25 protein-coding genes and 1 tRNA gene are annotated in these 21,823 nt (G+C 65.5%); 11 read left to right on the plus strand and 15 right to left on the minus strand.

The genetic code is table 11. The annotated features are described in order from the left end of the window. Positions 1–181 precede the first annotated feature (181 nt). Positions 182–253, minus strand: a tRNA-His gene (locus C487_RS17695). A 177-nt stretch (positions 254–430) separates the two neighbouring features. On the opposite strand from C487_RS17695, the gene C487_RS17700 reads away from it, so the two are divergent. Further along, a complete protein-coding gene (locus C487_RS17700; protein ID WP_006187206.1) occupies positions 431–886 on the plus strand; it encodes a DUF5814 domain-containing protein in 456 nt (151 codons plus the stop codon). Positions 887–1,219: 333 nt separating this feature from the next. Here the strand turns inward: C487_RS17700 and C487_RS17710 are convergent, their stop codons facing one another. From C487_RS17710 to C487_RS17720, 3 genes are all read right to left on the minus strand, one after another. Continuing rightward, complete coding sequence (locus tag C487_RS17710) at positions 1,220–1,633, minus strand: ribbon-helix-helix protein, CopG family (RefSeq protein WP_006187208.1); 414 nt, start codon at positions 1,631–1,633, stop codon at positions 1,220–1,222. 141 nt (positions 1,634–1,774) lie between these two features. Continuing rightward, positions 1,775–2,425, minus strand: a complete 651-nt coding sequence (locus tag C487_RS17715; RefSeq protein WP_006187209.1) for an RPA family protein — start codon at positions 2,423–2,425, stop codon at positions 1,775–1,777. A gap of 1 nt (position 2,426) precedes the next feature. Next, positions 2,427–3,356 (minus strand): hypothetical protein, encoded by a 930-nt coding sequence (locus C487_RS17720; RefSeq protein WP_006187210.1) that lies wholly within the window; start codon positions 3,354–3,356, stop codon positions 2,427–2,429. 251 nt (positions 3,357–3,607) lie between these two features. Between C487_RS17720 and C487_RS17725 the strand changes: the two genes are divergently transcribed. Continuing rightward, positions 3,608–3,919 (plus strand): DUF7091 family protein, encoded by a 312-nt coding sequence (locus C487_RS17725; protein WP_006187211.1) that lies wholly within the window; start codon positions 3,608–3,610, stop codon positions 3,917–3,919. A gap of 89 nt (positions 3,920–4,008) precedes the next feature. Here C487_RS17725 and C487_RS17730 read toward each other — a convergent pair whose 3' ends face one another. The 4 genes from C487_RS17730 to C487_RS17745 are packed head-to-tail and all read right to left on the minus strand — an operon-like array spanning position 4,009 to position 6,948. Continuing rightward, positions 4,009–4,218, minus strand: a complete 210-nt coding sequence (locus C487_RS17730) for a hypothetical protein (RefSeq protein ID WP_006187212.1) — start codon at positions 4,216–4,218, stop codon at positions 4,009–4,011. Next, a complete protein-coding gene (locus C487_RS17735; RefSeq protein WP_006187213.1) occupies positions 4,219–5,964 on the minus strand; it encodes a b(o/a)3-type cytochrome-c oxidase subunit 1 in 1,746 nt (581 codons plus the stop codon). It abuts the gene before it with no gap. Next, entirely contained in the window at positions 5,957–6,748 is a 792-nt protein-coding gene (locus tag C487_RS17740; protein ID WP_006187214.1) for a cytochrome c oxidase subunit II, read from the minus strand. The genes C487_RS17735 and C487_RS17740 overlap by 8 nt, the downstream gene beginning before the upstream one ends. Beyond that, positions 6,745–6,948, minus strand: a complete 204-nt coding sequence (locus tag C487_RS17745) for a hypothetical protein (RefSeq protein WP_006187215.1) — start codon at positions 6,946–6,948, stop codon at positions 6,745–6,747. The genes C487_RS17740 and C487_RS17745 overlap by 4 nt, the downstream gene beginning before the upstream one ends. A gap of 100 nt (positions 6,949–7,048) precedes the next feature. Between C487_RS17745 and C487_RS17750 the strand changes: the two genes are divergently transcribed. The 3 genes from C487_RS17750 to C487_RS17760 are packed head-to-tail and all read left to right on the plus strand — an operon-like array spanning position 7,049 to position 10,576. Then, positions 7,049–7,264 (plus strand): hypothetical protein, encoded by a 216-nt coding sequence (locus C487_RS17750; protein WP_006187216.1) that lies wholly within the window; start codon positions 7,049–7,051, stop codon positions 7,262–7,264. Between the two features lie 14 nt (positions 7,265–7,278). Further along, complete coding sequence (locus C487_RS17755; RefSeq protein ID WP_006187217.1) at positions 7,279–8,127, plus strand: sulfite exporter TauE/SafE family protein; 849 nt, start codon at positions 7,279–7,281, stop codon at positions 8,125–8,127. A gap of 1 nt (position 8,128) precedes the next feature. Continuing rightward, a complete protein-coding gene (locus C487_RS17760) occupies positions 8,129–10,576 on the plus strand; it encodes a heavy metal translocating P-type ATPase (protein ID WP_006187218.1) in 2,448 nt (815 codons plus the stop codon). 21 nt (positions 10,577–10,597) lie between these two features. Here the strand turns inward: C487_RS17760 and C487_RS17765 are convergent, their stop codons facing one another. Beyond that, complete coding sequence (locus C487_RS17765; RefSeq protein WP_006187219.1) at positions 10,598–10,831, minus strand: CDGSH iron-sulfur domain-containing protein; 234 nt, start codon at positions 10,829–10,831, stop codon at positions 10,598–10,600. A 197-nt stretch (positions 10,832–11,028) separates the two neighbouring features. On the opposite strand from C487_RS17765, the gene C487_RS17770 reads away from it, so the two are divergent. Together C487_RS17770 and C487_RS17775 are read left to right on the plus strand one after the other, a co-directional pair. Continuing rightward, positions 11,029–11,319 (plus strand): DUF7521 family protein, encoded by a 291-nt coding sequence (locus tag C487_RS17770; RefSeq protein ID WP_006187220.1) that lies wholly within the window; start codon positions 11,029–11,031, stop codon positions 11,317–11,319. A 406-nt stretch (positions 11,320–11,725) separates the two neighbouring features. Then, the gene (locus C487_RS17775) at positions 11,726–12,910 is read left to right on the plus strand and encodes an NAD(P)/FAD-dependent oxidoreductase (protein WP_006187221.1); all 1,185 of its coding nucleotides are present in this window, start codon (positions 11,726–11,728) and stop codon (positions 12,908–12,910) included. Between the two features lies 1 nt (position 12,911). Here C487_RS17775 and C487_RS17780 read toward each other — a convergent pair whose 3' ends face one another. The 3 genes from C487_RS17780 to C487_RS17785 all read right to left on the minus strand — a co-directional run bounded on the left by C487_RS17780 (position 12,912) and on the right by C487_RS17785 (position 15,103). Then, positions 12,912–13,385 carry an Hsp20/alpha crystallin family protein gene (locus C487_RS17780; RefSeq protein ID WP_006187222.1) on the minus strand — a complete coding sequence of 158 codons (474 nt, stop codon included), beginning with the start codon at positions 13,383–13,385 and terminating at the stop codon, positions 12,912–12,914. Between the two features lie 206 nt (positions 13,386–13,591). Further along, positions 13,592–13,750: a DUF7559 family protein gene (locus C487_RS21140; RefSeq protein WP_006187223.1), complete on the minus strand. Its 159-nt coding sequence runs from the start codon at positions 13,748–13,750 to the stop codon at positions 13,592–13,594. 108 nt (positions 13,751–13,858) lie between these two features. Beyond that, positions 13,859–15,103, minus strand: a complete 1,245-nt coding sequence (locus C487_RS17785) for a helix-turn-helix domain-containing protein (protein ID WP_049908261.1) — start codon at positions 15,101–15,103, stop codon at positions 13,859–13,861. A gap of 431 nt (positions 15,104–15,534) precedes the next feature. Between C487_RS17785 and C487_RS17790 the strand changes: the two genes are divergently transcribed. Next, positions 15,535–17,262 (plus strand): radical SAM protein, encoded by a 1,728-nt coding sequence (locus C487_RS17790; protein ID WP_006187225.1) that lies wholly within the window; start codon positions 15,535–15,537, stop codon positions 17,260–17,262. Positions 17,263–17,362: 100 nt separating this feature from the next. Continuing rightward, positions 17,363–17,776, plus strand: coding sequence for a TRAM domain-containing protein (locus C487_RS17795; protein WP_006187226.1), 414 nt, complete (start codon positions 17,363–17,365; stop codon positions 17,774–17,776). A gap of 172 nt (positions 17,777–17,948) precedes the next feature. Here the strand turns inward: C487_RS17795 and C487_RS17800 are convergent, their stop codons facing one another. The 3 genes from C487_RS17800 to C487_RS17810 form a co-directional block, all read right to left on the minus strand. Beyond that, positions 17,949–18,659 (minus strand): YkgJ family cysteine cluster protein, encoded by a 711-nt coding sequence (locus C487_RS17800; RefSeq protein ID WP_006187227.1) that lies wholly within the window; start codon positions 18,657–18,659, stop codon positions 17,949–17,951. Positions 18,660–18,689: 30 nt separating this feature from the next. Next, a complete protein-coding gene (locus C487_RS17805; protein WP_006187228.1) occupies positions 18,690–19,532 on the minus strand; it encodes an MBL fold metallo-hydrolase in 843 nt (280 codons plus the stop codon). Between the two features lie 96 nt (positions 19,533–19,628). Further along, complete coding sequence (locus C487_RS17810; protein WP_006187229.1) at positions 19,629–19,910, minus strand: MarR family transcriptional regulator; 282 nt, start codon at positions 19,908–19,910, stop codon at positions 19,629–19,631. A gap of 222 nt (positions 19,911–20,132) precedes the next feature. On the opposite strand from C487_RS17810, the gene C487_RS17815 reads away from it, so the two are divergent. Then, positions 20,133–20,840, plus strand: a complete 708-nt coding sequence (locus tag C487_RS17815) for a class I SAM-dependent methyltransferase (RefSeq protein WP_006187230.1) — start codon at positions 20,133–20,135, stop codon at positions 20,838–20,840. 53 nt (positions 20,841–20,893) lie between these two features. Continuing rightward, positions 20,894–21,793 (plus strand): glycosyltransferase family 2 protein, encoded by a 900-nt coding sequence (locus tag C487_RS17820; RefSeq protein ID WP_006187231.1) that lies wholly within the window; start codon positions 20,894–20,896, stop codon positions 21,791–21,793. Positions 21,794–21,823: the final 30 nt, after the last annotated feature.

Here is a 21,823-nt window from a genome sequence, read left to right on the forward strand (position 1 = left end):
AAAAAGTTGCGCGTCAGCGCCCGGACTCGCGTCTCCCTGGTCTTGCCCGCTCGCCGTATCACTCGTCTCGCGTGGTTCGATCTCGCTTTTCGGCTTGTCCACGTCTCTCCCCGGTCAACGGAGCGGCGATGCCGCTCCGACCCGTCGCTCACCTCGTTCGTGACGGCGTCGGGAAAAGGAAGTCCGGGTGCGAGAATCGAACCCGCGTCTCAGCCTCCACAAGGCTGAAGGATAACCACTACCCCAACCCGGACACGTGTACACGTTATCCTACAGCCGGTTGGACTAAAATACGTTACGACTCTCCGACGCGGTGTGGGTCTCCGTACCGCGCGATTTCCGTCCCGTAACTGCGCGACGGTCGTGCGGGACATCTGCCCCGCTCGTGACCGGGACACTTTTCGGCGTACGGCGGGTAGCGCCCACAAGCGTGGCCATCACCGACAAGATCTACATCAAGAACCACCGGCAGCTCAGCTCCCAACTCGAGACGAACATTCCCAAGGGAGCGTTCAAGGGCGCGACGCTCGACATGCTCTTTCAGGGCGACGGCCTCGAGAAGTTAGACGACGCGACCCGCGACCGGGTGCTCGATTTCACGCAGGACTTCCTCGACTGCAACTGCGACAACAATCCCTACTGTGGCTGTCCGGAGCGGAAGTTCATCCAGTACCTCCTCGAGTTGCGCGCCCAGGGGCTGGGGCCGGACGCGATCGTCGACGTGATGACCGACGACTACATGGTCTATGCCTACCCCGGCGACGTGCTGTCCTTCCTCGACAACGGCGTCCGCACGCTCGAGGCCGCCGAGGGGCTCGCTCGCGTCGAAGGAGCGGACGAGAAGTACGATCAGATTCGGCAGGCGAAACGGGAACTCGAGCGATAGGTCCGTCTCGAGGCGTTCGGGCGAGGCACTACTGCGGCCGGCTACCTACAAGCGATGTCTCGGACGGCTTTCGAGCCTATTGATACGATGCTTACGAGCGTTCAGTCGGCGGTCGACGAACCCGGAACTCCGTTTCACGCTCCGGACGTTCCGACAACCCCTCCGCTTGCTACACGAGCGAAACGAGGCGGGACGCGACGCGGTGGGGGAGTTCGATCTCGACGATGCGACGCGTGCGAACCTCGAGCGACTCGGCTATTTAGCGCCAGGCCTTCAATTCTTCTCTAACCAGTAATCTGAATCGTCTCGGACCCGCGTCTCCTGTCGCCGTTACTACCGTAGCTGGTACGATTCGTCTTCGTCGTCTAACTCGTCGAGCAACAGTACCTCGTCTTCCTCGTCCTCGAGTCGGTCTTGCAGGTCGTTGACGTATCCTTTGTACTCGTCGAGTTGTTCACGGAGGTGCTCGGCCTCAAGTTCGAGCCGTTCGTGTTCGCGAATGAAACGCTTCGGGACTTCGACGGTCGGCGGGAACGAGATCTCCTCGTCGGCTCCCGCTCCGCCGGTGCGGGCCTCGAGTTCGTCCTCGGGGACGACTTCGACCTGGCCGTCGTGTTCGACGAGGCGGTCGACGTAATCCCGGAAGACGGCGGACAGCGAGATGTCACGTTCCTCGGCGATCGCCTGTAGCGCCTCGAACGCGTCCTCGTTGACCCGGAACGAGATCGTCTTGTTCTTGTTCCCCATTGCTACCCGTAGTCGTCGGTCACGACACTTAATCATTTGTCAGACGACCGGTGCGAGCGACGACTGGGCCGTTCGTCCGGTGCTCGAGCGTGCCCGCCGTCCGCTCGAGTGCGCCGAAACAGACCCGTTCGAGAGTCGCGTTCAGCCCGTCGCTTCCGCGTCCGCGTCGTCCGCGTCCCCGACGTTTTCGAGGCTCTCGAGCGCCTGAATTACGTCGTTGCGGTAGTTGACGACGGGGGAGTCGTACCGTTCGCGGGCCATTTCGGCGTACTCGTTGGTCGGTGCCGTCGAGCCGCTTTCGGGCGCTTCCTGCTCGGCTTCCCAGGCCTCGAATGCCTCGATGCGATCGAGGGTTCGCTCAGCCGTCTCGACGACCCAGCGGTCGCGGGTCTCGTCGTCGACGACCGCGATGGATTCCGGTCGCAAGGAGACGTTGACGGTTCCGTCGTCGGTCTCGTAGGTTCGCGGTTTGCCGACGATGGAGACGTATTCCGGCGGCTCCGTATCACGGAGTACCGATGCGGCCTCGGGCTGGTACTGCCCGGCGTAGACGAAGAACGTTCCCGTCGGACCGACGACGCGGCCGCGCCAGTACTCGCTGTCGTCGCCGACGTCCTCGGTCTCGGTGAGGGTTCCGACCACGAACACGCGGTTCGCGCGGTCGCCCGTCGGGAGCAAGGCGTAGTTGGGCGCTCGCTCGTCGTCGCTCTCTTTGAATGCGTACGTCGAATCGTTGAATTCGGAGGCGAAGACGCGGCGGGCGACTTCGCGCGTGAGTTCGGACTGGCTCATGTTACATCGACCTCGCTTTGATCAGCAGTTCCTCGGCATCCGCCGGCCCGTCGAGTTCCTCGACGTCGTCGGCCAGGACGTACCGGCCGAAGGTGGGCCCCTCGATGCGGTAGTAGGTGCCGACGATATCCGCTCTGATCTCGTCGGCGACGACGGTCGTATCGAGCGCGTCCATCGCCATGTCCTTGGCCTCTTCGAGGCTCAGTCCCGTCAGGTCCTCGGTCGCGTCCTTGTCGAAGATGACCTCGTGGGCGTCGATACCGTCGTCGACGACGGCCTTGATGCGGAGGTCGAACTCGCCGTCGCCCTCCCCGTGTTCGTTACAGCGCCCGTTCTGGAGGACGCGGGTACAGTCCTCCTCCGGACAGCGCTTGATTAGCCCGCTGCCGCTTTGCATGTCGACCAGTGCCCCCTCGATTTCGCTGGTGTCGTTACCGACCTCGAGGTCCTCGTCGAGTTCCTCGATTACCGTCGTCGAGTTGAGTTTGACCGAGTATCGGCCCTGATACTCGTCGGTGACGACGTTGCGAAGTTCGTAGACGCCCCCTTCCTCGAGCGCGGGCAGTTCCGATTTGGCCCACTTGGTGAACTTGATCGTCCCCGTCGGATCGCCCAGCAGGCCGACCTGTGCGACCGAGTCGCTGCGGGGGTCCCAGAGTTCGATGACCTTCGCGGTGAGGTCGATCCACTCCTCGGGTTCGTCGACGTCCTCGATGGTGACCGCCTCGCTGTCGCCGCTCGAGATGTCCTCACGCTCGAGACCGGCCTCCTCGAGATAGTGGTTGGTGACGCTTCGCCGTGCCTCGTCCATCGGCACTTTGTACTCGTCGACGAGCGTGGTCAGGCGCTCTTCGACGTCCTCGACGTCGACGTCGAGGTGGTCCGAAAACTGCTCGTGGATGTCGTCCGCGTGTTGTCGTACGTCGCTCATTGTGTCTCGCCTCCTCTTTGGTTTCACTGGGAGGCATACGCCCGTTCGCGCCCGATAGTATTTAAAGTACCGCCACCGGAGCGAAAGTGAACGTCGGCGAAAGAAACCGCCAGACGGCGTCGAGGGGTCGTGTTCAGTATGTCGTCCGGTGTCGCTGTCATCCGGCTGATCTGGTCGCTCCCGCCGGCCGTCGTGTCGATCGTCACCCACCGCCGACGGGCCTATGTGTCCTGCGGTCGAACGGTGTGCCAATGCCGGATCGGCGTCAGCTCGAGCGGTTCCTCCGCTCGACGCTTCAGGAGGCGGGCGAGCAGTTCGAGGAGTTCCGGAAATCGACCGACGAGCAACTCGGGGAGGCCCGGGACTCCTACGAGGTCGCGAAGAACGCTCGCGGGTTGCCGGCCGACGATGCGGGCCGGGCAAAGATCGTCTGTCGGCGCTACGCCGAACAGCGGGCGGCGAAGCTCGACGCGGAGTATCGACCGGCCTGTTACGAGGCGGACCACCCCGACTGCGAAGGGTGTGCGGAGGACGTCCGGGCCGGCCGGATCGAAACCTGGTAACCCGGCTCGACCCGTCGTCGCCGAACTGCTCCAGCGCGTCCGCGACGTGGTCGCCCACCGTCGCACCCTTCAAAAATCGATTCCGTGGCTTAGTTCGGGCCCGATAGCTCGGCTTCGGCGTTTCCGTTCGGGGGCCACACCGCCCAGAGCACGATCGCGAGGACGACCGCGCCACCGAGGACGAGCGACTCGAGAACCGAGAGTTCGATCCCGAACCACGAGAGCGCCGTCCGGAACTCGACCACGAACGGGACGAGGACGGCGATGACGACCAGCAGTGCGCCCTTCGAGATGCGCATCTACGGCATCACCTCGCGGACCGACTCGAGAACGAGTGCGGGATCGGTTTCGATGGCGAGTTGGAAGCCACTGATATCGGGACCGAACAGGCCGCCGGAGTCGACGATACTCGCGAGCGGCAGCGTGTAGCCGACGATCACGAGCACGACGGCGATCGCGGTCCAGAGCTTGAGATTGTCGAGGACGGCCGGCGAATCTTCGGGACCCGAGAGCGTGCCGGCGTAGGTGTTTGCGGGCAGCGAGTCGCTATCGTCGTTGAACGAGGTGAGGACCATGTTCAGCAGGAACATGGCCAGCGCGACGGTCAGGAGCACTGCGCCGAGTGCCACCTGGGCGTTGATCTCGCCGACGGTCCCGACGGCCGGTTCGAAGTTGAAGCCCTGGTACTGCGGTTCGGCGGTTCGGCGTGGCATCCCGAACAGCCCGGAACGGTGCATCGCGTTCGACATGAACGTCATGCCGACGAACCAGAGAAGGACCTGCCCGAGTGCGAGCTGGCGACTCCACAGCGCCTTGCCGGTAACCTGTGGGATGAACCAGTAGGCGGCCGCCATGAACGTCAGGGCGACGGCGGTCCCGACGGTGAGGTGGAAGTGACCGACGACCCACCAGGAGTTGTGGACGAGGTAGTTGATGTTCATCCCAGCGTTGATCATGCCCGAGAAGCCGGCGGCGGCGAACATCAGGCCCGCAAGCGCCATCCCGGTAAACACCGGGTCGCGCCACGGGAGGGCCTTGAGCCAGCCGAGATAGCCCGTCCCCCCGCGCTGTCGTGCGCCGTGTTCCATGCTGGCAACGACGGTAAAGGCCGTCAGCAGGCTGGGCAACAGCAGGAACATCGTGTTCGTCATCGCGATGAACTTGTACCCCTCCGCGATGCCGGGATCCAGATACTGGTGGTGGATCCCGACCGGCGTCGACAGCAGCAGGAAGAGGACGAAGACCACGCGCGCAAGCGGGTCGCTGAACAGTTTGCCGCCGGAGAGTTTCGGCAGCATGATATACCACATCATGTACGCCGGCATCAGCCAGAAGTAGACGACGGCGTGACCGAAGTACCAGAACAGCGTTCTGGTCAACAGCGGGTTGACGGAGTCGACGATCCCCAGCGACCACGGCAGGAGGAAGACGAGAATCGACAGCGCGACGCCGAGCGTACAGAGATACCAGAACAGCGTCGTCGTCAGCGCCATGAACGTCGGCAGCGGAATCCGCTCGTCGGGGTTCTCTTTCCGCCAGGCCCACCAGGTCCGGAACCAGTCAGCACCGGCGAGCCACGAGCCGACGACGAACAGCACCAGCCCCACGTAGAACGCGGGATGGGCCTGCAACGGCGCGTAGAACGTAAAGAGAACGTCGGCGTACGTCGGAATCGCGTCGACGACCCCGCCGAGGATCGAGACGCCGACCAGTATCGTTCCGACGACCATCATGATGTACCAGGCCCAGGTAAAGCGGATATCGACGACGCCGCGATCGAGACTCGTCGTCACCGCCCAGGTAAAGATCCCCACGAGGAAGAAAATCGTGAAGGTGATCGCCAGCAGTACGCCGTGGGCGGTGAGGACGGTGTAGTAGTCCGCCGGATCGATGAACCGGAGGACGTCCGTCCGGTGGAGCGCCTGTACGAGCCCGAGCAGGCCGCCGATCGCCAGGGCCATGAACGAGCTCCAGAAGGCCGCCTTGATTACCTTCGCCTCTGCCGGGAACTGATCGAGATAGGTCCGACTCGCAGTGCTACTCATTCGTGTCACCTCCATCCGTCCCGCTGACGACCGAAAGCGTCCCGCTTTCCTCGTGGTCGTCGACCGTGAGCGTCCAGTCGTGCTCGCCCTCTCCGAGCGCGTCAGTATCGACGTCGAACGTGAGCTCCGCGCTGCCTTCGCCGTCGATGGTCACGTCCCGTTCGTACTGCTGCTCACCGATCTCGAGGGTCGCGGTCGTCTCGAGTCCGTCCTGCATCCCGTTGCTCACGGTGGCGTTGATCGTCGTCTCGTTGCCTGCCTCGACTTCGCGTGGCGCGTCGGTCGAGAGTTCGGTCAGATCGAACTCGTCCTCGGGGACGACGGTCAGCAGGCCTTCCATCGTGTGGTGGCCTTCCCCGCAGTACTCGTTACAGAGGATGCCGTACTCGCCCGGCTCGTCGAATTGGACGGTCATCTCCGATATCTGACCGGGAACGACCATCGTGTTGACGTTCGTTCCGACCACGGTGAAGCTGTGGGTCACGTCGCGACTCGTCACGTAGAACGTCACTTCGCTGCCGGCCGGCACCTCGATCTCGCTCGGCGAGTACGACCACGCCTGGGCGACGACGTTGACTTCGTACTCGTTCCCGCCGAGGTGTTCGACGCCGGTCTCGCCGAACCGCTCGTGATCGGAGATCTCGTTGGGATCGATCGATCCGGCGTCGTCGTCGATCATCGCGATTCCGGGGCCGACCGCCCCGTAGGTAATCGTCGCGATAAACCCGACGATCAATACCATGGCTGCGACCAGCCAGGCCTTTTCGTAGGTGTGGATATTCATGCCAGTCCCACCACCGTCAGAAGCGCCCCGACGACGGTCGGCCCGTTGCCGAGGAACTCGACGAAGTACATGAATAGCCACAGCAGTACCAGTATCAGGAAGTAGATCCCGATCAGGATCGCCGTCCCGATCGGATCGTACTCCTCGTGACCGATCTCCCGAACCTGATCGGTCTCGCTCTGTTCCGTTGCTGAAGCCATACGGAGTGGTAGGTGAGGGGGATGACTTACCACCGGCCGTGCTTCCCACTCCGTGGGAACGTCTCGTGGTTTTAACTCGTCTACGAACTCATTGACGGATATGTTCGAGACCGCCACGCCGCGACAGGCGGCGACTACGGGATTACTCGCGTTCATCCCGGTGATCGTCTACGGGGTGACCCACTCGCTGTTCGCCAGCGGCGTTACTACTGTCAACCTCGTCATCATCTTCAGCTCGCTGTATATCGCCATGTCGCCGGTCGACGGTGGACACGGGCACGACCACGCCGGTGACGCAAGCGGTACCGCAAGCTGAGCCCCGTCCTTCTCATGCTTTCAGGGTCGCTCCTGTCGGACCCGGTTTCGCCTCCGCTTGCGGTCCCCCTCGAGAGCGCCGTCTCCCTGCGCTCGGGTGCCGAGCACGTCGACCTGCTCGTTCTCGTCGTCGTCGGACTCCTCGCGGGCGCACACTGTCTGGGAATGTGTGGCCCGCTGGTGACGACCTACGCGGACCGGATCGGGTCCGCGAGCGACACGCGTCGCGACGACACGTTGACCGCCTTCGAGGTGCGCCAGCACGCGTTGTTCAACCTCGGCCGAACGGCGAGCTACGCGGCCATCGGCGGTCTGTTCGGGCTTCTGGGGGCGGTGACGATCGCCTCGAGCGAGGCCGTCGCAGCCATCGGCGATTCCGTCAGGGGCGCGACCGGCATTCTCGTCGGCATCGCAATTGTCGGGAGCGGCCTGTACTACCTCCGGGGGAAAACAGCCGTTCCCGGTCACGATCTGCCGGTCCTCGGCTCGCTGTTCCGACGGCTGTCGGGGCTGCTCTCGAGCCGGATCGATCGGCTCGCCACGTCGCCGGGGATCGTCGGGCTCGGGGCGGTCCACGGACTGATGCCCTGTCCGATTATCTATCCGGCCTACCTCTATGCGTTCGCACTGGGGTCGCCAGCGCGGGGGGCACTGTCCTTGGCGGCGCTCGGGGTGGGAACGATTCCGACGCTGTTCCTCTACGGCACTCTGTTGACCACGATCCAGGCGGACACGCGCGTTCGGCTTCACCGCGGGCTGGGCGCGGCGTTCGTTCTCCTCGGCTACATCCCGCTCTCGCACGGACTCATGCTGTACGGCATCCACCTCCCACATCCGCCGCTCCCGTTTGCACAACCGTTCTAACATGGGGTACGAATCACGACCGTCAACGGACCCGTCCGCACCGGAAGCCGGCCCCTCGAGCGCGCGTTCGACGCGGCCGGCCAGCGACACTGCGACCTGTGACCTCTGTGGCCTTCCGACCCCCGCTGACCCGCTTACCGGGCCGGACGGTGACGGCACGTTCTGTTGTCGGGGCTGTCTCGAGGTCTCCCGAACGCTCGACCGGGCCGACGACGCGCCCGACGAGTCGGCCGTCAAATCGCGCCTGGACGAGTCGCAAGACGAGGGCGGACTCGACGATCTCGACGGGGAAGACGCCTTCCTCGCCGTCGACGGCATGCATTGTTCGACCTGCGAGGCCTTCCTCGAGACGACCGCGGAGCGAACGGAGGGCGTCCTCGGGGCGACGGCCAGCTACGCGACGGATACGATCCGGCTCGTCTACGATCCCGATCGGATTTCGGCCGACGAACTGCCGGAACTGATCTCCGGCCACGGCTACACCGCGTCCGACCGAGCGGCCGCGGGCGCGGAGACGGACCCCGACGACGGGCTCGCCCCGCTCTTGCTGGGTGGCTTCTTCGGGATGATGGTCATGGTGTGGTACGTCCTCTTCCTCTATCCCACCTACTTCGGCTACGAACCGGTCGCCGACTTCGGCGGCTACGCCGGCTCCTTTCTGGCGTCGAATATCTTGGTGTTCACCTCGTTTATCCTCTTTTACACCGGCTATCCCATCCTTCGCGGAGCGTACGTCAGTCTCCGCGCGGGCCGGCCGAACATGGACCTCCTCGTCGCGACGGCCGCGGTGGGGTCGTACACCTTTAGCGCGGTCGCGACGCTGCTCGGACGGACCCACCTCTACTTCGACGTCACCGTCGCGATCGTCCTCGTCGTCACCGCGGGCACCCGTTACGAGCAGACGGTCAAGCGCCGCGCGACCGGCCTCCTCTCCGAACTGACCGAACGCCAGGTCGACGACGCTCGCCTCGAGAGCGGCGAGACGGTGCCGCTCGAGGCCGTCGAGCCCGGCGACCGTCTTCTCGTCCGGCCGGGCGAGCGTGTACCACTGGACGGCGAGATCGCGTCTGGAACCGCCGCGATCGACGAGTCGCTGGTGACCGGCGAGTCCCTGCCCGTCGAAAAAGCGCCAGGGGATTTCGTCCGCGGCGGGACGGTGGTCACGGACGCGCCGATCGTCCTCACGGTCGGCGACGAGGCCGAAAGCACGCTCGATCGACTCGTTTCCCTGCTCTGGTCGATTCAGAGCGCCCGGCCGGGCGTCCAGCGGCTCGCGGATAAACTCGCGACGATCTTCGTCCCGCTGGTCGTCGTCCTCGCCGTCGGTGCGGCGGTCATCTCGCTCGCGACCGGCTCGAGCCCGTCGGAGGCGTTGTTGCTCGGGCTTACCGTCGTGATCGTCTCCTGCCCGTGCGCGCTTGGGCTCGCGACGCCGCTCGCAATCGCCGCGGGCGTTCAAGCCGCCGCCGAGCGCGGCATCGTCGTCGCCACGGAGACGATCTTCGAGGACGCTCCGGCCGTCGATGTCGTCGTCCTCGATAAGACGGGCACGCTCACGACCGGCACGATGACCGTCGAACGGGTCCACACCGCCGACTCGATCGCGCCGGACGACCTGCTCCGGCGCGCCGGGACGCTCGAGGCGCTTTCCGAACATCCGATCGCCGCCGCCGTCGCCGATGCCGCACCGAACACCGCGACCGACGACGCCACTGCCGGGGACGCGGTCGCGGCGTTCGAGCGGGCGGACCGCGGCGTCGCCGGGCGTGTCGAGGGCGAGCACATCACGGTCGGCCATCCCGAGTTCCTCCGCGAGCGCGGCCTAGACATCCCCGATGCGCTCGCGTCGCGCGTCACCGACGCTCGCGAAGTCGGCCACGTGCCCGTCGCCGTCGGCTGGGATGGCCGGGTCCGCGGTGTGATCGCCGTCGGCGACTCGCCGCGCGCGGAACTGGACGACGCGCTCGAGGCGGTCGCCGCGGGTCGTGAGGTCGTCGTCCTCACCGGCGACGAGGGGCCGGCGGCGGCGGGGCTCCGCGAGTTGGACGGCGTCGACGAGGTCTTTGCCGGCGTCCCGCCGGAAGCGAAGGCCGAAACCGTCGATCGGCTCCGGGGACGCGGGACGGTCGCGATGGTCGGCGACGGGAGCAACGACGCGCCCGCGTTGGCCGCCGCCGATGTGGGGATCGCGATGGGCGGCGGGACGAAACTCGCGACCGACGCGGCCGACGCGGTGATCGTCGACGACGATCTCGAGGCCGTCGCCGAGACGTTCACCGTCGCGACGCGGACGCATCGACGGATCCGACAAAACCTCGGCTGGGCGTTCGCCTACAACGCGGTCGCGATTCCGCTCGCGGTCGCCGGGCTGCTGAACCCGCTGTTCGCCGCCGTCGCGATGGCAGCGAGCAGCGCGCTCGTCGTCTGTAACTCGGCGCGATCGATCTAGACCGGACCGACGACGGAGCGCTTATGCGTCGTCGTCGGCCGTTACGACCCGTTCGACCGCCCGGCGCTCCCCGTCCTCATAGACGTAGGTCGTCCCGTCGTCCTCGTCGCGCGTCCGTCGATGGCTGCCGTCGCAGAACGGAAACGACTCCGAAAGCCCGCACTGACAGACAGCGATATCGCCCTTTTCATCGTCGAGGTCCGACGGCTCGAGTTTCCGTGGGCCGGTCTCCTCGAGTTCGACGAGTCGTGTCATCGAACGCTTTTCCGCCCGCTCACGCCAAAAGTGATTCGACGGTCTCGAGCACGGGACCGTCGTGGCCGTTTCGCTGGCGAGCGGTCGGTTTGGCCGTCCGCGGTGCGATCCGGTCACGGGGTCCGATGCCATATCACACGCCTTTCGGGAACGGCAAGGTTCTTAGTACCGGTCTCGGATATCGAAACGAGAACAGTATGTCCTCCGCCGCGGCAATGCCGACTGCGCTCGCGCTCGCGGTCGTCAAGACGCTCGTCCTCCTCGTCGGCGGCGTTATCACGTTCTTCGCGTACAAGGCCTACCGGCGAACCCGACAGCCGGCGCTTGGCTATCTCTCGCTTGGGTTCGGCCTCGTCACGCTCGGGCTGGTCCTCGCCGGAATGCTGTACGAAATCCTCGACGTCCCGCTGATGACCGGTATCCTGCTCGAGAGTCTGCTCGTCCTGGCCGGCTTCCTCGTTATCGCCCGTTCGCTTTACGTCACCTGAACTGCGTTCGATCCATCGAACGGACGGTGCCCGTCTCGTCGCGGCTCACTTACTGCCAACCCTTAGCGGAGCGTCCGGCCCGAACAGCGAACCCACCAAATTCTTTTGGGAATACTGGTATGTGTGTTGCCGTGAAACAACCGCGGCACGGCAGGAGAGACGGCACTGGCCCATGGAGCTCGACCTGCCGTCGTACCCCCCTTCCTCCCGTCCGCGACGACTCGTCCCATCGAAGTCCCGGCCCGTCCGACTCGACCGACGGTGACGACCTCCTGTGCCGATCACCCAGAGGTAAGTACGTCCCGACTCGAGTAGGGGCTATGCAAGCCGATTTCGACTGCGCAACGGCAGCCGACGGTCGCGGCTCGAGTCGTTCGTTCCGTTTCATGTTCCCGAGTGATCCGTCATGAGCGGGTCCGACGATCCCGAACTGGCCGTCGGCGCGGATGCGTTCGCGGACCGAGGCGCGGGTCTCGAGGTCGCCGTCGTCGGCGCGGGGGCCGTCGGCGCGACTGCGGCCTACGACCTCGCGAGCGAGGGTGCGGACGTGACCCTCTACGACCGCGGGTCCGTCGCGAGCGATGCGAGCGGGCGAGCGGCGGGAATCTGCTACGACGCCTTCGCTGACGGACTCGACGCCGCCATCGCGAACGACGCGCTCGAACGGTTCCGTGCCTTCTCGGGCGATGACACCTTCCCGTTCGTCGAGTGTCCCTACGTCTGGCTCGCTCGCGAGAACGACGCGGACAGGGCCGATGCGATCCGCGAGCAGGTGCGTCGCATGCAGGACAACGACGTCGTCGCCTTCGAAATGGACGGTGATGCGCTCGGGGAGCGCTTTGCCGCCCTGCGGACGGACGACATCGCAGTTGCGGGGGTCGCCGGCGGGGCGGGCTACACCGACCCGGCCCGGTATACGGCCTGCCTCGCGGCTGCGGCCACCGGTGCCGGCGCAACCCTCGAGACCGACACGCCGGTCGAGGTACGGGCCGACCCTCCCCGCGTCGTCCGTCCGGACGGCGCAGTCCACGAGGCCGACGCCGTCCTGGTGGCCGCCGGGGCCCGAACGAAAGCACTGCTCGCGGACGCGGGGCTCTCCATCGCAATGAAACCCTACCGCGTGCAGGCGCTCGTCGCCGACGGTGACTTCGCGGAGCCGATGTGTTACGATGCGACCGGCGACTTCTACCTGCGGCCCCACCCCGACGGCTTCCTCGCGGGCGACGGCACCGAAGAACGCGAGGCCGATCCCGACGCGTACGATCGCAGTGCCGACCCGACGTTCGCGGCCGATCTCAGCGAACGGATCACACACCGGGTTCCGAGCGTTGCGGACAGCGACCTCGAGCGGGCGTGGGCCGGACTCTGTACGGCGACGCCGGATCGGGACCCGCTGGTCGGAGCGCTTGCGGACGGGCTCTACGTCGCGACCGGGTTCCAGGGCCACGGCTTCATGCGTGCGCCGGCGATCGGCGAGCGGATCGCGGAAGAAATACTCGGCGGGTCGGGAATCGACGCTTTCGACCCGACCCGGTTCGACGGCGACGAGACGTTCGATGTCGTCGAGGGAATGACGCTCGATCGGGACTGAGTCAGTCGTCGATGGCGACCGGTTCCGTTTCGGTATCCGAATCCCGTTCGCGGTCCGTTTCGGCCTCCGACTCGCCGCTCTCCGCGGTACTTCCGACCGATGATCCCTTCGGCAGTTCGACGCGCAACGTTCCCGTTTCGCTGAGTCGCGCCGTGCCGGCGTCCGGATCGACGACCGCGTCGGGCGGGAGTTCCGCTTCACCGTTCAGCGACATTCCGCGACCGGGGAACCGTCTCTCGTACCCCTCGTGGAACTGCCGGAACCGGTCGATGCGAATCTTGACGTGTCCGTCGAGGTAGCGGACCTGCACGTCGTCCGGTTCGGCTCCGGGCGCGTCGAAGACGACGCGATACGAGGTGTCGTTCTCGAGGATGTCGACGGGAAGGGATCGGTGACTCTGGACGCGACCGTTCGCGCGACCGATCTGTCGGTAGAGCATGTTTCCGACGGATTTCCCGAGTTCTTTGAGGCTCACGGAGGCTCACCTCGGGTGGTGTGGACGGCGCTGACGGCGGCCGCGGGGACCGAGAGAAAGGTCTGGGAGTTCATGGCAGACATGGCCGTACGGACGGCTACGGCAGCTGCGTTGATATCTCTTTCGTCGGGATCAAAAGAAAGGTCTGACGAGGGTGCCTGGACTCGGGTCGTGCTCGTCGGGATGGGGGACCGGGCGAACACCGCTCAGAGTTCGACCCGCTCGAGGCAGTCGGTCCCGCCACAGACCGGACACGACAGGTCCGAGACGTCGAAGTCGTCGGGAACGTCGTAGGTGTAGTGGTTCTCGAAGATATCGAGAAAACAGTCCGAAGCGGTACAGACGATCTCTTCCGTCGGAGGCATATCGGCCCTTGGCGGGCCGAACTAATCAACATTGGCTTCACCCCCGGTGACTGCAGGCAGTGCGCCCGTTTGTGGAGGCTCGGGACCGTTTGCGGCTTTCGGTTGCGGTCACTCGGACGGCAATTCGACATCCGATGCAAGCCGATTGATGACCGCCGGTCCCTCGCGATCCCTGACGACCAGTCCAGCGTCCGCCAGCGACGTGAGATGGTGGCTTATCGTGCTCGGGTCCCGATCGAGTTCGTCCGCGAGCGTCGTCGTCTGTGCCGGCCCGCGCTCGGCCAGCACTTCGAGTATCCGTCGGGTCGCCGGCTTCTCGAGTGCGGTCCGGAGCGCGATGTCGACTTCGTCTGTCGCGTCGGTCCGATAGTAACACCGCTTACCCTGGACCTTCTCCGAACGAAGCAGCGTCTCCTCCTCGAGAATGCGGAGGTGGTGCCGAACCGTCGACAGCGATGCGTCGGTCGCGGCCGCGAGTTCGGAGAGGGAGATCCCGGGATCGTCTCCGACCACTCGATAGATTTCCGCCCGGGACTCGTGTGCGAGCGGATCGGAGTCGTCGAACCGGCTGTATCGGAACAGCGACCCGAGATATCGCCACCAGTCGTCGGTACTGGCCCGCTCGAGGGACAGCCGTGCTAGCCGAGCCGTTCCGCCGAGCGACGACCGTCCGACGACGAGTGGCGTGCGTCCGACCGCCGAGGCGTTGACAGCGGTTGCCGTGAGCAGGGTCGCAAGCGCAGTCCTAGCCGCGTCGCCCCGACTCGGCGATGTCTCCGGCGTCGACTCGTCACCCTCGTCGGCGTTCGTTTCGCTGGGTCCCGTCACCGTCGTGACGGGGTCACTCCTCTCGCCGAACGCGGGGTCGGTTCCGCTGCTATCGGACGGGAGGTCAGTCGTGTTGTTCAAGTCGCTAGCATCGTCGGAGACGTTCGAACCGCCGGCGGTATTGGAGTCATCCGACCCGCGGAGACCATCTCCGTTGCTTGTATCGTCGGAGTTGTCAGAACCATCGAGACTGTCGGTGGAATCAGGGGAATCGGAGGCGTCGGAAGGATCGGATTCGTCGGGACTGTCAGCGGAATCAGGGGAATCGGAGGCGTCGGCGGAATCTGAGGTATCGGACTCGTCGGGACTGTCGGTGGAATCAGGGGGATCGGAGGCGTCGGAAGGATCGGACACGTCCGGGGTGTCTTGGATCGCGAGTGGCGAACGGATGTCGTCCATGCGGTTTAGCGCCTTTCCGGTCTCGAGGCCGACGGTTGCCGTTGCTCCCGCAGTGAGCGTTGTCGCGAGGAGGACCGCGACGATACTCGCGCGGAGTATCGATCGGAGCGCTGTTCTTCTGGTCATCATACTCGAGGGTCCGTCCGTGGGTCGTCCGCGGTTCGTGAGCGTGCCGTCTGAACGACGGGTCTCCGGTCGTGAAACTGGCCGGTGGCCCGGCGGCACGGCTCACTGTGGAGGGGACGGATCAGCGGGCGGTACCATCGGGGGAGCGGAGACGGGCGGACGCACCGCTCGCCTGTCCACGGACTGCCGTCCCGTCCGTTTCGACCACTTCGGTTGTTAGATACAATCCACTCCCGATGCATTAAACTACTGCAACCGGACGATGTCGGTCGGTGACGGGCGTGGCCACCCCCTGACGCGCGCAGCGCCGCGTGGGCAGTGCCACGGACTCACGACCGCACTTAGCGCGATCGACGACCGCCGATCGACCGCTCGAGGCGGACCGACGGCGTGTAGTCACCGTTTTATCGCTTGAGGCGCTATCGAGAGCCATGACTGACCCCGAGACGCTGTCGGTGACGATCGTCGACGGCTACGTCGACGAGCCCGCACACTTCGGGGTGCCGCCGTACATCTCGACGTACCCCCGATACGCGGCCGGCGCGCTCGTCGACGCGGGCGTTCCGCGCGATCAGATCACGTATCACACGATCGACAGGCTTCGCGACCAGCCCGACTACTGGCGGGATGTCGATGAGGCCGATCTCATGATTTACCTGGGCGGGATGACCGTTCCCGGCAAGTACGTCGGCGGCACCCCGGCCGAACCCGACGAGGTCCGCAAACTGGCCTGGACCGCCACCGGGACGAGCCTGATGGGCGGGCCGGTCAAGTTCGGCGTCGGCGAGGAAAACGCCGGCGCGACCGAAACCGAGCGTCAGGACCTCGATTTCGATTTCGTCGCCAAAGGTGACGTCGAGGCCGCCGTCCACGACCTCGTCGACAGCGGTCTCGAGGGATTCAACAACCGAATGCGCGACCTCGACGAAGTGTCGCGGTGGGCCCAGCAGGGTGCGTTCATCGTCGAACAGCATCCGAATCATCCGGCACACCTCATCTGCGAACTCGAGACCTCGCGGGGCTGTGCGTATCGCTGTTCGTTCTGTACGGAACCGCTGTACGGCAACCCCGAGTTCCGGCCGCCGCCGACGGTCGTCGGCGAGGTCGATGCCCTCTCTGACTACGGCGTCAAACACTTCCGGATCGGTCGACAGGCCGATATCCTCGCCTACGGCGGCGACGGCGAGGCTCCTAACCCCGACGCCGTGCGCCAACTCTACAGCGGCATCCGCGAGGTCGCGCCCGACCTCGAGACGCTCCACCTGGACAACATGAATCCCATCACGATCGTGAACTGGCCCGAGAAGAGCCGGGAGGGGATTCGGATCATCGCCGAGCACAACACGCCCGGCGACACGGCTGCGTTCGGCCTCGAGTCGGCCGATCCCGTCGTCCAGGAGGAGAACAACCTGAACGTCACCGCCGAGGAGTGTTTCGAGGCGGTCAGGATCGTCAACGAGGCGGCCGGGTGGCGGCCCGGGGAGGACCCCGCAGACGCGCCCACGTTCGGCGACGGCGCGCCGCGCCGACTCCCCAAGCTCCTCCCCGGGATCAACCTCCTGCACGGGCTCAAGGGCGAGCGCGAGGAGACCTACGAACGCAACCGTGCGTTCCTCCAGCGGGTGTACGACGAGGGCTACATGCTCCGTCGGATCAACATCCGGCAAGTGATGGCCTTCGACGGGACCGACATGAGCGATACGGGAGCCGAGATCGCACACGACCACAAACAGCTGTTCAAACGCTACAAAAAGCGGGTCCGCGAGGAGATCGATAACCCGATGCTCGAACGAGTCGCGCCGCCGGGAACCGTCCTGCCGGACGTCCACCTCGAATACCATCAGGACGGCACGACCTTCGGCCGCCAGCTCGGGACCTACCCGCTGCTCGTCGGGGTGCCGGGCGAACGCGAACTGGGCCGGACGATCGACGTCGCGGTCGTCGACCACGGCTACCGTTCGGTAACCGGCGTCCCCTACCCGCTCGATCTCAACGCGGCTTCGATGAACGAACTCACCGCCATCCCCGGCATCGGCGACAGCACCGCCGGCGACATCGTCGTCAACCGTCCCTACGAGTCGATCGCCGATGCCGATCTCGGGACGGCGTTCGATCTCTCCCAGTTCGTTACGACCCGATCGCTCGAGTCCGCGGACTGAACCTCGTAGTCCGGTCGAACCGCGTCGCCTGCCAACCGACGACACGGTGTCGGTAGTTCTATTATGGAGGCGGATCTGAGGTGAAATCGAGGGTCTGCCTGTGGAAATATCTGAAAAGCTGCTGTGTCTGTTCAGTACGGACGTTTCGGAAGAGGAGGATCGTTACGTCATCGAAGTACCACGTCAGGAGGTCGAGACCGGCGATATCGACCCGGGCGAGGTCTATCGCGTTGCGCTCATCTCGCGCGAAGACGAAGAGACGAGCGACGACGACGGTTCGGCGGCGACCGCGCCACAGAGCGCTCCGTCCGAGCCACAGCCGCCGGTCGACTCCGGCGAAACGCGCTACGTCGAGATCGAAGACATCGGCAAGCAGGGTGACGGGATCGCCCGCGTCGAGCGCGGCTACGTCATCATCGTTCCCGGGGCCGACGTCGGCGAGCGCGTCAAGATCGAGGTCACCGAGGTCAAATCGAACTTCGCTGTCGGCGATATCATCGAAGATACGTTCTAGCGCGGCCTTTTTGCGTCCGGGTCGGCGACGCCGACCTCGCGCAAACCCGTGACGAGAAGGGGCGGGTACGAGCACCGTCTCCGCCCGGCGATCTCAGTTACCTCTGCCCTTCCGAGCAGTAGCTGCCGAACTGCTACTCCGACAGCGTGATCGATGTCGTCAGTTGTACCCCTCACTCAGTTTCCTCGAGCGGCGTCCCGTCGACCCGCTTTGCTCCTTCGGAATCGTGGACGACGATCTCGCCGGGGCTGGGGTCGGCGGGCGCGTACTCGTCTCTGACGGCGATGGCCTCCTCGAGTTCCCGCACGGCTCGTTCCTTCAGCGCTCGAGCCAGTGCCTCGGCGTCGTCCCGGGAGATATCGCGGCCGAGCCCGTCACACTCGTGGGCGCGGAGGACGCCGTCCTCGTCGCCGGCGTCGTGTTCCGCGTCCAGCGCAACGCTGTCGACGGCCTCGCCCATCGGTTGGCTGGTGCCGTCGAGTGCGATACTGAACGGGTAGGTCCGACAGATCAACGGGCGGTCGTCGTGAGCGGTACAAGCTCCCGTCCCCGCCTCGTCTTCCTCGTAAAAGGTACAGTCGCCACAGCCGTCAGTCTGCAGTGCCCACTCGAAGGTCTCGCCCTCGAGTCCGTCGTCACCCGCCGAGAGCCCGTATGGCATGGGCCGAGCGATGTCACGCCAGTCGTAGTCGTCGTCCTGCTTGCTTTCCTCGAGCGCGCGCACTTCGTCGGGAAAGACGGTCGCCGTGTGATCGTCCTCGGCGTCGGCCTTGCAGCAGGCTCCACAGCGAGTACACTCGAAGCCGATCGATTCGATCGCGTCCGCGAGGTCGGCAACGGACAGTTGGCGGGCGTCCTCGAGTTCGGCGTCGAGCGATTGCACGCTCGGGGGGAGGGGGCCGACGCGGAAAAGTCAGTCGCCCTCGGGCGGGGTCGCCCGGTCGCCGTCCCACGCGATACGACCTTCGACGGCGAGTTTCTCGAGGTGGGCGCGGACCGTCGCCCGCGCGAGGTCGCGCACGCCGGAGAGATCCTTCTCGTACGCTCCGTCGAGGATTTCGCCGATCGTCTCGGCACCGTCGGTGACGGCCTCGAGCACCCGTTGTTCGCGGTCGGCCCGGTGGGAGAGCAGTCGTTCGAGGGTCGCTCGAGGGGCGTCGATTTCGGGACCGTGGCCCGGATATAGTACGGGCGGGTCCATCGCCCAGAGCCGACGCAGCGTCGTCACGTACGCGCGCATGTCGCCTTCGGGTGCGCCGACGACGACGCTCCCCTCGCGGACGGCACAGTCGCCACACAGGATCGGGCCGGTGCGGCCGGCCGCGATCGCGATGTGATCCGGCGCGTGGCCCGGAGCGTCGAGGAGTCGAACGTGCTCGTCGCCGAGTGGGATCGTCGTCCCCGGTGCGAACGTCCGATCGGGGGCCAGACCCGTCGCGTCTCGAAACCGATCGACGCGCCCGTCACGCGCCCAGACGGTCGCACCGGTCTCGGCCGCGTAGGCGTCGACGGCACCGACGTGATCGGGATGGGTGTGGGTGACGAGGACGTGGTCGACGGCTTGCTCCCGGACCGCGCGGTCGAGGGCATCGGTTCGGGCTGCCGGATCGACGAGGATGGCCGATTCGGGGTCGGATTCGCGACCATCCCGGTCGTCGTTCGGCGACGAGCCCGTCGGCTCCCGAAGCAGGTAGGCGTTGGTCTCGCCGGTCGGCGCGCGCGTCGCAACCGGGACGGACCACCGAGTGACATCCATGTCCGGACGGTGCGACCGAGCGGAAAAAGGCGTATCGACGGACGGCCGGTGTGCGGTTCCACCTCCCCCACGTGGTAGCGACCCGCGCCGATCGAATCAGTGGTTGAGGAAGTAGACCTGCTTGCGGGCGTCTCGGAAACTGTACCTCGAGCCGACGAGTCCGACGTCCTCGAGTCGGTTGAGCGCGTAGCGAACGGTGCGGTCGGGAAGCAGCGATTCCTCGGCGAGTTGGCCCTGCGAGAGCGGCGACTCGGTCTCGAGGACTTTCGCGACGAGTTTGGCACTCGGTGGGAGATCACGGAGGCGGTCGCGGTACTCGTCCTCGGAAAGGGTTTCCTCGGCGGCAGCGCCACGGTTCTCGGCTGTACTCGTGCTCATACCTACGTCAGCGGAATCGTCAGTGGTAAACCTTCCCTATATGTGGATACGAACAATGCAGTTTGTATAAGGCATAGAGTACTGTATTAACACACTAATATTTCGGCGCGTTTCCGGTGTCGATCGGTCCGTGAACGCGGCGACGGCGGGCGACGAACCGGCCGCCCTGGTCGGCGGACTCCAGTATCGTTTTATCCCATCGCAACAGTAGATTCGCCCAGTGTGAAAGGACAGGAGTGGTACCAAGCCGACGACATCGCCGAGGAATACGACGACAAGCGGTTCTCCCAGGGTGGCCAACTGATCGACCGCCGGGAGAAGGAGGCCGTCCTTGAGGCCATCATGCCGGTCGAGGACCGGAAGGTCCTCGAAATCGCCTGTGGTACCGGGCGATTTACCGTCATGCTGGCCCATCAGGGGGCCGACGTCGTCGGACTCGATATCTCGGCAGCGATGTTACAGCAGGGACGCCGGAAGGCGAAAAACGCCGACCTCGCGGGGACGATCGAGTTCCTCCGCGGTGACGCCGGGCGGCTGCCGTTTCCGGACGATCACTTCGATACCGTGGTCGCGATGCGGTTCTTCCATCTCGCGGACGATCCCAAGGCGTTCTTGGAGGAAATGCGACGGGTCTCTCGCGATCAGATCGTCTTCGATACGTTCAATCGGTTTTCGACGCGCAGCGTCTACAACTGGGCGCTTCCGATGGGGTCGCGACTCTACTCGACGAGCGAGGTCGCGGTCCTCCTCGCGAAGACCGATCTCACCCTCGTCGATGTCGAGGACGACTTCCTCCTCCCGTACGGCCTGTATCGGTCGATCCCCAACGGCCTCGCGTCCCCGCTTCGCGCACTCGACAAGGCGGTCGGCGAACTCCCGGTCACCGACCACTTCGCGTCGGTGTCGTACTGGAACGCACGCGTTCGCTGACCGAACCGAGTGAAATCCCATCTATTTACTATCAGGGGTCCCTATCGGGCAGTATGAAGCTCTCGGTAGTCGTCTCGACGCTCAACGACCGGGAGCGATTGCTGTCGTGTCTCGACGCCCTCGCGGCGCGGACGCCGTCGTCGACGGAGGTCATCGTCGTCAACGGCCCCTCTTCGGACGGGACGACCGGCGTCGTCCGAGAGCGCGACGATGTCGACGTCCTGGTCGAAATCTCCGAACGGAACCCCGGCGTCTCCCGCAACGCCGGCTTCGAACTCGCGACGGGGGACGTCATCGCCTTCCTCGACGGTGAGTACGCCATCGACCACAGCTGGTATTCCGCCATCGACGAGTCGCTGGCCGACGAAACGGCCGTCGTCACCGGCCCCGTCACCGGCGGCCCCGTCGGGACCGATCTCCAGTCACCGCGGCGGGTCGCGGGGCAGCCCGTCACCCTCTTTCACGGCGACAACGTCGCGTTCGAGCGCTCCGTTCTCGAGTCCTTGGACGGGTTCGACGAGTATCTCGAGGACGGGAGCGAGCGCGATTGCGCCCACCGCGTGGCCGGCCTCGGCCACGACGTGTCGTGGTCCGCGACGATGGCCGTTCGGTGTGAGATCGGGACGGACGGCGGCCGGGCCGACCCCGACTGGGGGACGACCTACCGGTCGCTGTCCTACCGGCTCGCGAAGAATTACGGGCCGCGACCGACCGTCCTCGCTCGAGCCGTCGGGAGCGCACTGTGCGACGGCGGCAGCGGCGTTCGCCGGCTGGTCTCCGGCGAGGCCACGCCGACGGGGTGGGTCTCGGACGGCACCGATGTCGTGACGAACATTACGCGCGGGCTCTGGGACGGCGTTCGTGCCCGGTATACCGATCGCTCGAGTCAGCGCAACCCGAACGGGCTCTCGAAGCGTCACGACCGAGCGGTCCGGGTTTACGACCGACGCTAATCCTGCGGTTCGATGTCGGAGCCCGACCGG

The sequence above is a fragment of the Natrinema pallidum DSM 3751 genome (assembly GCF_000337615.1).
Taxonomy (GTDB): Archaea; Halobacteriota; Halobacteria; order Halobacteriales; family Natrialbaceae; genus Natrinema; species Natrinema pallidum.